The following is a 9,855-nucleotide window of genomic DNA, read 5'->3' on the forward strand; positions in this document are numbered from 1 at the left end:
CGCGGCAGTACAACTTGTGCTACCGCAAGGAATGCGGCTACAAGTCCGAGCCGACTCCACCGACGGACGAGCCGCTGGTTCCCGGCATGGAACCGGCGAGCCCCTCAATGACGGAGCAATCCGATCTGGACTAGCGCTGGCTCGACACGCAGCGCGGGATGCAGACCGATGTCCCTCCGAGTCGCCCTGCTCGAGATCGACCACTGGCACGTGCCGATGTACGTCGATGCGCTGCGACCGCTCGACGCCGAGATCGTCGGGGTGAGTGACGCCGATCTGCCTCGCGCACAGGAGCTCGCCCGTTCACTCGGATGCCGAGCCTTTGCAGCGGCAGCGGACTTGCTCGACCGGGAGACGGTCGATCTCGCTCTCGCCTTCGCACCGCACTGGCGGATGCTCGACCTCGCCCGTCTGCTCGTGGAACGCTCGCAGCCGTTTGCCATGGAAAAACCGATGGCGCTCCAAGCGGACGCGCTGGCAGAGCTCTTGCCGTCAGCCGAAGCTACCGGTCTCTTTGCCGGAGTTGCCTTCGTGCGGCGACTCGGCGGCTTCCCCCGAGCCCTCCTCGATCGTCGCGAGGAGCTCGGCGAAATCCACCAGTTTCAACACCGGTTCGTCGGCGGGCCCATCCGCCGGTACGTGGAATGGAACTGCCCGTGGATGCTCGACCGTGAGAAAGCCGGCGGCGGATGCATGATCAACTTCGGGACGCACGCCATCGACCTGTTCCTGTCGCTGGTGCGCGAACCGGTGTGCCGCGTCTTCTGTCAGACGAGCCATCGTCTGTCCGGCGCAACCGTCGAAGACCTGTCGAGCTCGCTGCTGGAGACCGTCTCCGGGGCGCAGGCGGTCCTCGAATCGGCATACCTGCTGCCCGCCGAGCCGAAGGAAGACCTGATGTCGTTGAGCACCGCCGCCGCGTTCGCCAGCAACAACCTGGCTCGGTGGCAGCGCCCCACGATCTGCTTCCGCGACGGCGAGCGCGTCGAGGTGACGGAACCGGAACCCGACTATTCGGCGTACGTGTCGGACGTCGTCCGTCGCTTCCGCGCCGGAGAAGCCCCGGTGGCGACGATCCGAGACATGGTGCGCGTCCTGTCGATTGTCGAGGCTGCGTATGCGTCAGCCGCCTCCGGGGAGCCGGTCGCTCCGTCTCCGATAGGATGGTGACCGGCACGAGGCGCATCCCGCGTGGATTGAGAGGTCGCCATGTGGCGTCAGATATCCGACGAAGTGCGTGCGTGGCTCGGCACAGCCCTTGAAGCGGCGATCGCCGACGGCTCGCTCCGCCTCGACGCCGTCGAGGATGTGCCCATCGAGCAGCCCGGCGACCCATCGCATGGCGACCTGGCGAGTCCGATCGCGCTCCAGCTCGCGCGCGCCGCGAAGCTCGCGCCTCGCGCCATCGCAACGGCAATCGTCGAGCACGCGACGACGCATCCCGCCATCGGCGCGGTCGAGATCGCGGGTCCCGGGTTCATCAACGTGCGGCTGTCCAACGACCGCATCGTCCGCGCTCTACGGGACATCTTGCGCGACGGGCCCGACTTCGGCGGCTCGGCAACCCATGCTGGCAAGACCGCTCTCGTCGAGTTCGTCAGCGCCAATCCAACGGGTCCCCTAACGCTCGGTCACGGCAGGCAAGCCGCTATCGGCGACACCGTCGCGCGGCTCCTATCGGCGGTCGGCTACCAGGTATCGCGGGAGTATTACTTCAACGACGGCGGTCGCCAGATGCGCGTCCTCGGCCAGTCCGTCCGTTCACGCTACGGTGAGATCGCCGGTCGTGACATCCCCTTCCCAGAGGATGGCTACCAGGGCGAGTACATCCGCGACATCGCCCGCGCGCTGTTCGGGCGAGAAGGCAACGCCCTGCTCGACTCGGATGACATCGCGCCCTTCACTGCCGTCGCCGTCGATGCCGTCTTCGCCGATATCCGACGCACGCTCTCGCGGTTGGGAATCGCCTTCGACCGCTACTTCAACGAGCTCTCCCTCTACGAGACTGGCGCGGTCGAACGTGTCGCCGACGATCTGCGACGCATCGGTGCGTCTTACGAGCACGAGGGAGCCATCTGGTTCCGGGCGACGGCGTACGGAGGTCCGCAGGACCGCGTCATCATCCGCAGCACAGGGGAACCGACCTACCGGCTCCCGGACATCGCCTATCACTGCGACAAGCTGCGCCGCAACTACGACCGCATCGTCGACGTATTCGGCGCAGACCACATCGACACGTACCCGGACGTGATCGCCGCCGTCCAAGCCCTTGGGTTCGACGCAAGCCGCATCGACGTCTTGATCCACCAGTTCGTCACGATCACGCGAGGCGGCGAGACGGTCAAGATGTCCACGCGACGGGCGAACTTCGTGACCGTCGATGAGCTCATCGACGAGGTCGGAGAGGACGCCGTGCGACTCTTCTTCGTTCTGCGGAGCGCCGGAACGCACTTGGCGTTCGATGTCGATCTCGCGAAGCAATCGACCAACGAGAATCCGGTCTACTACCTGCAGTACGCCCACGCGCGGATCGCCAGCATCTTCCGGCAGGCTCAGGAACGCGGCATCGAGGCGGATGGCGACGCAGACGCGTCGCTCCTGGGTGAACCGGAGGAACTCGCGCTCATCAAGGTTTGCGCGTCTTTCCCCGACGTCGTCGCGGACGCCGCCGAGGCGTACGAACCTCACCGCATCCCCCACTACCTGAACGACGTCGCGACCGCGTTCCACCTGTTCTACGACCGCTGCCGGGTGCTCGACGCGGCGGACGTGCCTCGATCCCGAGCTCGCCTGGCGCTGTCGCATGCCGCTCAGACTGTGCTCGCCAATGGGCTCGGGCTCCTGGGAGTGCGCGCTCCGGAGCGCATGTGATGCGAATCCGACGCTCCGTGCGTCAGCGAGGGCGAGACCGAACGCCGCGACTCGTCTACGCGAACGATGCGGGAGAGGTGTTCGACCATCCTCATCTCGAGCTCACCGTGCGGTCCGGCGACACGATCCAGCGCTGCGACCTGGGCGACCTGATCCCGCTGCCCAGGAACAGCCGCCTCTTCACGATGCCGAAGCGCGCCGCGGTCGGTTGGGACGCGCGCTCCGGGGGGTTCATCGGCTGCGATCTGGGAGACGCCGTCGCCGCGTTTCCGCCGCCGGGCTACACGCGCACGGTCTTACCGGCAGCGAAGCGTCGTGAAGGAGCCGAGGTGCTCCCTCTATGGGCGTACTCCGCCGTCGCCTGGATGGACGATCAGTTCTGGATCGCCGCGATTCAGGTCGATGACAACCCGCGCTGGAACCCCGACAACTACGACGACAACGACCTCACACCCGCTGTCGAGGCGCGTCTCGCCGAGTTCCCCGAGAACAGCGTGTGGGATCAGCTTGCGCGATGCGCCATCGACTACCACTGCTTTGCGGCGAAGAACGCGTTCCTCGGCAGGTGGGAGCTCCCGATGCCCGTGTCGCCAGCCTGCAACGCGAGTTGCGTCGGATGCATCTCGCTCCAGCCCGAAGGGTCATGCGAGGCATCTCACGAGCGAGTGCTGGCGGTTCCCTCGGTCGACGACATCGTCGAGGTCGCCGTGCCGCATCTTGAGTCCGCCGAGCTGCCCATCGTCAGCTTCGGTCAAGGATGCGAGGGCGACCCCATCCTCCAGGCTCCGATCATCGAGCGGGCGATCCGGCGCATCCGCGACAGGATCCAACGCGGCACGATCAACATGAACACGAACGCCAGCAAGCCTCGCGCCATCGAACGCCTTGTCAACGCCGGGCTCGACAGCCTGCGCGTCAGCCTCAACTCCGCCGTGCCTTCGACCTACTCGTCGTACTACCGCCCACGTGGCTACTCGTTCGACGACGTCCGCGAATCCGCCCGAATCGCCAAGGAGCTGGGAGCCTACGTCTCGCTGAACTACCTGTCGTTTCCGGGCGTCAACGACCGCCCCAGCGAGCTCGACGCGCTACTTCGCTTCGTCGAGGAGGCGCGTATCGACCTCATCCAGATGCGGAACCTGAGCATTGATCCAGACGAATACTGGCAGGCGCTGTCGCTGCCACCCGAACCGGGCATTGGCGTCCGCGCATGGATGCAGCGCGTTCGAGAAGCGCACCCGCACATCGAGTTCGGCTACTTCAACCGGCCCGTCCGCTCGACATTGGAGCCTCATCATGTCGTTTGATCGCCGTGGGATCGTCCTCGCGCCGGTCGATCTTCAGGGTATGGTCGATACGTGGCTGGAATGGCTCTCGGAAGCCGAGCTCAACGTCTTGGGTCTGCACAGCGATGTGGAAGGGCTCAAGGCGTTCATCGCCTCGGATGAAGGCAAGCGGTGTCTGTCTGGCGCGGAATCGCGGGGCATCGTCGTCGAATACGAGATTCACGCGATGGCGTGGCTCCTGCCCAGAGGATTGCACGCCGATCGCCAGGCGTGGTTCCGTATGGACGACAACGGCGAGCGCGTGCCGGATGCGAACCTCTGCACGGCGAGCCCGGACGCACTGGCGCGCATCGCCGAGCGGGCGGTCGAGGTCGCAAAAGCCCTCCAGCCGGTCACCGACCGATACTACCTCTGGGCAGACGACGCTCAGCCCTGGTGCGCCTGTCCTGACTGCCGCGATCTGTCCCCGAGCGACCAGAACGTCCGCGCGATGAACGCGATGGCAGAAGCCCTGGTCGCCTACCGCTCGACGGCTCGACTGGCGTACTTGGCGTACTGGAACACGCTGAACCCACCGACGTCCATCACGCCTTCGCCGGCGCTCTTCCTGGAGTACGCGCCGATCCGTCGGGAATCCTCTCGTCCGCTGGACGACCCATCCAGCGATGCGAACGCCGAACATCTGTCGAACCTACGGCGACTTGCGGCTGCGTTTGACATGACGGGTTCCCAGGTTCTCGAGTATTGGATCGATGCGTCCCGCTTCTCCGGGTGGAAGCGACCGAGTATCCAGATTCCGTTCTACGCCGACGCGATCCGCTCGGACGTGCGAACCTATTCGGGGCTGGGTTTCGACAGTGCGACATCCTTCGGCGTATACCTCGACGCCGACTACGTCCAACGCTACGGGAAGCCGCCCATCACCGAGTACGGCAGACTGCTGGCGTCGAAGTGATCGCAGGTCGAGGCAGCCGCTACTCGGTTCCAGCATCGAGACCGGAGGGCAGCGATGGCACGCGCGTTGCCGGTGCACGCATCCCAACTGCGAGCGGCTGCCCCAACTCGCTGAGCGTGAGACGCCGCGCAAGCTGAAAGTCGCCTCGACCCGATGCGACGTAGAGGTACACGACCCCCGTATCTCTGTCGAAGAACGTCAGCGTGCTCGTCCCGCCGGTCGTGCTGAACCCGAAATCCACGTTCTGGAACTTGCCGAGATACTGCGCCTTCGCGGACGGCACGAGCCCACGGCTGACCATCAGGACAGCCACGGCACCCAGCACGAAGGCAACCAACCATGAACCCCATCGGCGAACCATGGCTTCTCCCCCAAGATGATCCTCTCGGCGCTGCGAAACGCGATTGCGCTGCGCGCACGAGTGGCATAGAATCGCGAACACGTCACCAACGTCGCAAACAGCGGAGGCACGACCCCGAACATGGCGGACAAAGCCCACCGTCGATCGCCTGCCCAGTCGGCAGGGACGGCAGCGAAGAGCTATGCAGGCGCACAGATGGCGGAAACCGACTTCGCCAAGGCGACCCTCATCCGAACCGACTTCGCGAGGGCGAACCTGCGCTTCGCCAACTTCAACAGGGCGGATCTTCGAGGCGCGAACTTCGCAGGAGCGGACCTGAGCCAGGCGAGCTTTGTCGGGGCAGACCTGAGGGGTGCGGACTTCACGAACGCCGCGATGAACGGGTGCTTCCTCAGCGGAGCCAAGATCGGCGGTGCGAGGTTCGACGGCGCGAAGCTGCAGGAGGCGATGCTGGGCGACGCCAACCCACAACTCGACCACGCGTACGATCCTCCGACCTCCTTTGCCGGAGCCGACCTGAGCCGCGCGGTGTTCCGTCGGTGCGACCTGAACGGCGTCGTTCTCAGAGGCGCGAACCTGACTCACGCCTATCTGTACGAAGCCCTGATCCGCGGAGCCGATCTGGAGGACGCTCAACTCGAAGGCGCTAGAATCCGTCGTCTTACGCTCGACGCTCTCCCCTAGCCGGGATCGGCTAGACGACGTTGCGCGGATCCTCGCGGGCGGCATCCGGGAGCCGACCGTCGTGGATCAGCCCCTCTCGGTAGCGCAGCAGGTTGCTCAGGTAGTGTTCCCGCGTCGTCGCCTCTGCCTCAGGATGTCCTGACAACAGGCATTCACGGCAGAACCCGCCGATCTTGTCGATCCCTTCCATCAGGACCTTGCCCACGTCCTGGATGGCTCCGCCCTCCAGTGCCAGTTCCGCGCGGGCGATGGTGTTCATCATGAGGATGTACCCTTTGTACTGGTAGATCCCCCATGCCAGCTCATCGTCGGCGTAGCGTCGCGCCAGGTCGCAGGTGTCCAGATTGGTTCGCGTGTCTCGCTCGACGTCCCCCCACCGATGGATGCCGGAGCAGAACAAGTAGCGAACGTAGCGGTCGGCGCTCTCCGCAAAGAGCCGACGCCACGTGGCAGGTTCCAGGCTGAAGCCGGCGTCCGTCTCGTGCTCGCTCTTGAACTCTTCAAGCCGATGCCTGACCAACGCATGCAGCGACTCGAATCCGTCGATGAGCCGTCCATCTGGACGCCCTGTCACGTACAGACGCGTCACGCTGAACCGGTTCGCCTGTACGATGAGCACTTCTCTGCCGTCGTCTCGTCGCAGCACACGGACCTGCGTGTCGCTGTCATAGCCGATTGCGTCGAGGATCTGATCCAGGGCCTCGATCGTCAGGTCGTCGCGGTTGAGGCTCGCCTTCGCCATGTGCGCCTCTCCGTCGCTTCCTATGCCGTCGTGTGAGTCTACCACCGTCGGGCTCGACACGCGAGTACGGGCAGGTCGCGGCGCGAGCGATCCACAGCGGCGTCACTGCGCCGCGACGTCCGCCCAAGCGCCAGATGCGTGAGACTGCTGCGCCGCCTCAAGGACAGCCTGCACGGCGAAGCCGTCGTCAAACGATGGCGAGCCGACCCGCCCTTCGACGACGTTGGTCAGGAAGTCGAACAGGCTGGCGACGTGGAATCGGAGCCAACCGACGCTCGCCTTCGGCGAAGGGAAAGCAGAAGGTGGCGGATACGCCTGCACCACTTGAACGCGTGTGTAACCGCGAATGCCTCCGATGGGCTCTCCAGCGGCGCGCTCATCGAACACTTCGAGCCAGTTCGGGTCTGCCAATCGGAACCGGATCGCTCCGTGGGTTCCGTGAACCTCGATGGTCAGGTCGTCGGTGGACCCGGTGGCGACGCGGGACGCCTCGACCGTCCCGACTGCCCCGCTTTCGAGCTCCACCTGCATCAACGCCAGGTCGTCGACTTCCACCGGCGACATCGACCCATCGGATCCCGACGGTCGTTCACGGATGAGCGTTGGCAAAGACGCCATGACGCGTCGCGCGTTGCCCAAAAGGTGACGCACCAGATCGACCGCATGCGAACCCAGGTCGTGCAGCGCGCCGCCGCCGCTTCGTTCGCGATCCAGCCGCCACGACATGGGACGCGCCGGATCCACATAGCCGCTGTGCAGATACGTGGCGCGGAATGAGAGGACGTCGCCGAGAAAGCCGTCGTCCACGAGCTGCTTCGCCCGCATGATCGCCGGCACGAACCGGTAGTTGAACGCGACCTGGTGCACCAGCCCTGACGCAGCCGCGACGTCGCGCATCCGCCGCGCTTCGTCGAGGTTCCGCGCGAGCGGCTTCTCACAGTAGACGTGTTTGCCTGCCCTCAATGCCTCGACCGCGTATGGTTCATGCGTGTCGTTCGGCGTGCAGATGTGGACGACGGATACCGTCGGGTCCGCAAACACGTCGCCTGGCGACGTCGTCGCGTACTCGTAACCTCCGCGAGTGATCGCATCGAACACAGACTCGATACGGCGCGCGCAGGCGCACACAAGTCGGCTTTCAAAGGGCATCGGGTCGTAGAAGAACCGCAGGCTTGTGTGCGCGTAGGTATGCACTCGCGCGATATACCCGTAGCCGATCATCCCGACGCCTAACCGTGTGGCAGCCATTGCCCCTCCCATCGCCGACGTCCGGCAGCGCGTCCGGTTCCCGTTCACAGCCTACGCAAATCCTTGTGTGCGCGCAAGTGTTCATCGGGATTCGTCCGCACACACAGAACCTGGTTGGCGACCAGCCGAATCCGTGGGATAATCCGTTGGCTGTCGTCTGGCGTATGTGAATCGACGGCGGCTCGAACCGTCCTACGAAAGGCACCGGAGCGCGGAGGACACCGAGATGAAGGGCGCACGCGGGTGGGCGCTGTTGGCAGGTCTGGCGTTCGTCGCGGTGGGATTCTGGCAGATTCTCGTCTATAGCGGTGCCCCTAGTGGTCACGACCCCAATAACTGGCTCGAATACATCAGCAACCAGTCGGCGCTTGGAAAGACGTGGGGTCTGCGCACTCTCGCGCTTCTCCTCGCCATCGCCCCGATCCATGCGTTCGTAGACCGCGCTAAGGGCGGCTTCGCCACAGCGGCGCGCGGGTTCTTCGCTGTGTGGCTCCCGCTGAGTCTGGTGTGCAGCCTGATCCAGACCCAGCCTGTCGAGAGGCTTCGCTCCCTGTACGGCGCCGCGAAGGAGATGTCGTCTACTGCGGAGGAGACCATCGAGTCGCTGCCGACGCCCGACCTTACCGCCGCCGCTCCCGCCGAGCCGTCCATGGATACGTCCATCCAGGTCGCGACGATCCTCTGGCGCGGAGTCGTGGAGCCGCTGTCGCGGGTAACCCTCCTGCTCGGGCTGATCGCGTTCGCCTGTCTCGCCGCCACCGCCCATCGGAAAGCGCAGGGACCCGCGGTCGTGCTCATCCTGCTCAGCATCGTCGTCACGGCTTTCTTCTGGCTGCCCGTGACAGATGGCGTGGTCGTGCTGGTCGAGGGTCTGCTGCTGGGCGTCTTGGCGCTCGCCATGCCGCACGAACCAGAGCGCTTCGTCACGTCGCGGCACTAGCCGTTCGGGCGCGCATCTCCTCCCAGCCTTGGGCTACAATAGTGGCGCGCGCAAGGCTCGGGTGAAGGAGGAACGCGCATGCGACTCAGGCGGTGGGGCATGGGGCTGATCTTGGTTGGGGGCATGCTCGCGTCGGCGATGCTCGTCGCCACGGCGCAGCAGGCGCAGTCGAACCGAGTGGCGCGCGGCAAGTATGTCGTCGAGTCGGTCGCTGCGTGCGGATCGTGCCACACGCCTCGGTCGGGAGCGGACGAAGACAGCACGCGCGCCTTGTCCGGTCATCCGGCAGGCTCCCCAGTTCCGAAGTACTCGATGGAGATGATGCAGCAGGGCGTCTTCATCTCGATCAACCCGACCTTCACAGCGTTCGCTGGACCGTGGGGGGTGTCCTTCTCTCCGAACCTCACGCCGGACCGCGAGACAGGTCTCGGGAAGTGGACGGAAGACCAGTTTCTCGCAGCGATGCGGTCTGGCAAGCACCTCGGCGACCCCAAGGGGCGAGCTCTGCTGCCCCCGATGCCCTGGAAGCACTACCAGACGCTCAACGAAGAGGACCTTCGAGCGATCTGGGCTTACCTGCAGACCGTCAAACCCATCCGCAATGCGGTTCCAGCGGCTCTGAACCGCATGGGCAAACCTTACTAGACCGGCTCGGAGGACGATGCCAGAGAGCGCGACGCCGCTGACTTCCGTGACGGCTCGGGACGGTTCGGAGATGCTGCTCATCCCGGCTGGGTACTTCGTGCGCGGTAACGACTACATCGCTGG

General features: G+C 65.2%; 10 protein-coding genes. 7 read left to right on the forward strand and 3 right to left on the reverse strand.

What is annotated here, in order from left to right; all coding sequences use genetic code 11:
• Positions 1 to 168 precede the first annotated feature (168 nt).
• Genes FJZ36_16225 through FJZ36_16240 form a run of 4 tightly spaced genes read left to right on the forward strand, consistent with a single transcriptional unit; the run spans position 169 to position 5,112 of the window.
• Positions 169 to 1,170, forward strand: coding sequence for a Gfo/Idh/MocA family oxidoreductase (locus tag FJZ36_16225; GenBank protein MBM3216448.1), 1,002 nt, complete (start codon positions 169 to 171; stop codon positions 1,168 to 1,170).
• A 39-nt stretch (positions 1,171 to 1,209) separates the two neighbouring features.
• The gene (locus FJZ36_16230; GenBank protein MBM3216449.1) at positions 1,210 to 2,871 is read left to right on the forward strand and encodes an arginine--tRNA ligase; all 1,662 of its coding nucleotides are present in this window, start codon (positions 1,210 to 1,212) and stop codon (positions 2,869 to 2,871) included.
• Positions 2,871 to 4,178 (forward strand): radical SAM protein, encoded by a 1,308-nt coding sequence (locus tag FJZ36_16235; GenBank protein MBM3216450.1) that lies wholly within the window; start codon positions 2,871 to 2,873, stop codon positions 4,176 to 4,178. Before FJZ36_16230 ends, FJZ36_16235 begins: the two co-directional genes overlap by 1 nt.
• Positions 4,168 to 5,112 carry a DUF4838 domain-containing protein gene (locus FJZ36_16240; GenBank protein MBM3216451.1) on the forward strand — a complete coding sequence of 315 codons (945 nt, stop codon included), beginning with the start codon at positions 4,168 to 4,170 and terminating at the stop codon, positions 5,110 to 5,112. The genes FJZ36_16235 and FJZ36_16240 overlap by 11 nt, the downstream gene beginning before the upstream one ends.
• 19 nt (positions 5,113 to 5,131) lie before the next feature.
• Here FJZ36_16240 and FJZ36_16245 read toward each other — a convergent pair whose 3' ends face one another.
• On the reverse strand, positions 5,132 to 5,473 hold the full coding sequence (locus FJZ36_16245; GenBank protein ID MBM3216452.1) for a hypothetical protein: 342 nt from the start codon (positions 5,471 to 5,473) through the stop codon (positions 5,132 to 5,134).
• A 120-nt stretch (positions 5,474 to 5,593) separates the two neighbouring features.
• On the opposite strand from FJZ36_16245, the gene FJZ36_16250 reads away from it, so the two are divergent.
• The gene (locus FJZ36_16250) at positions 5,594 to 6,157 is read left to right on the forward strand and encodes a pentapeptide repeat-containing protein (protein MBM3216453.1); all 564 of its coding nucleotides are present in this window, start codon (positions 5,594 to 5,596) and stop codon (positions 6,155 to 6,157) included.
• A 10-nt stretch (positions 6,158 to 6,167) separates the two neighbouring features.
• Here FJZ36_16250 and FJZ36_16255 read toward each other — a convergent pair whose 3' ends face one another.
• Positions 6,168 to 6,899, reverse strand: a complete 732-nt coding sequence (locus FJZ36_16255; GenBank protein MBM3216454.1) for a DNA helicase UvrBC — start codon at positions 6,897 to 6,899, stop codon at positions 6,168 to 6,170.
• Positions 6,900 to 7,001: 102 nt separating this feature from the next.
• Entirely contained in the window at positions 7,002 to 8,195 is a 1,194-nt protein-coding gene (locus FJZ36_16260; GenBank protein MBM3216455.1) for a Gfo/Idh/MocA family oxidoreductase, read from the reverse strand.
• A 178-nt stretch (positions 8,196 to 8,373) separates the two neighbouring features.
• Between FJZ36_16260 and FJZ36_16265 the strand changes: the two genes are divergently transcribed.
• Together FJZ36_16265 and FJZ36_16270 are read left to right on the forward strand one after the other, a co-directional pair.
• The gene (locus FJZ36_16265) at positions 8,374 to 9,087 is read left to right on the forward strand and encodes a hypothetical protein (protein MBM3216456.1); all 714 of its coding nucleotides are present in this window, start codon (positions 8,374 to 8,376) and stop codon (positions 9,085 to 9,087) included.
• 78 nt (positions 9,088 to 9,165) lie between these two features.
• On the forward strand, positions 9,166 to 9,732 hold the full coding sequence (locus FJZ36_16270) for a cytochrome c (protein MBM3216457.1): 567 nt from the start codon (positions 9,166 to 9,168) through the stop codon (positions 9,730 to 9,732).
• The last annotated feature ends 123 nt before the right edge of the window (positions 9,733 to 9,855 follow it).

The sequence above is a fragment of the Candidatus Poribacteria bacterium genome (assembly GCA_016866785.1).
Classification (GTDB): Bacteria; Poribacteria; WGA-4E.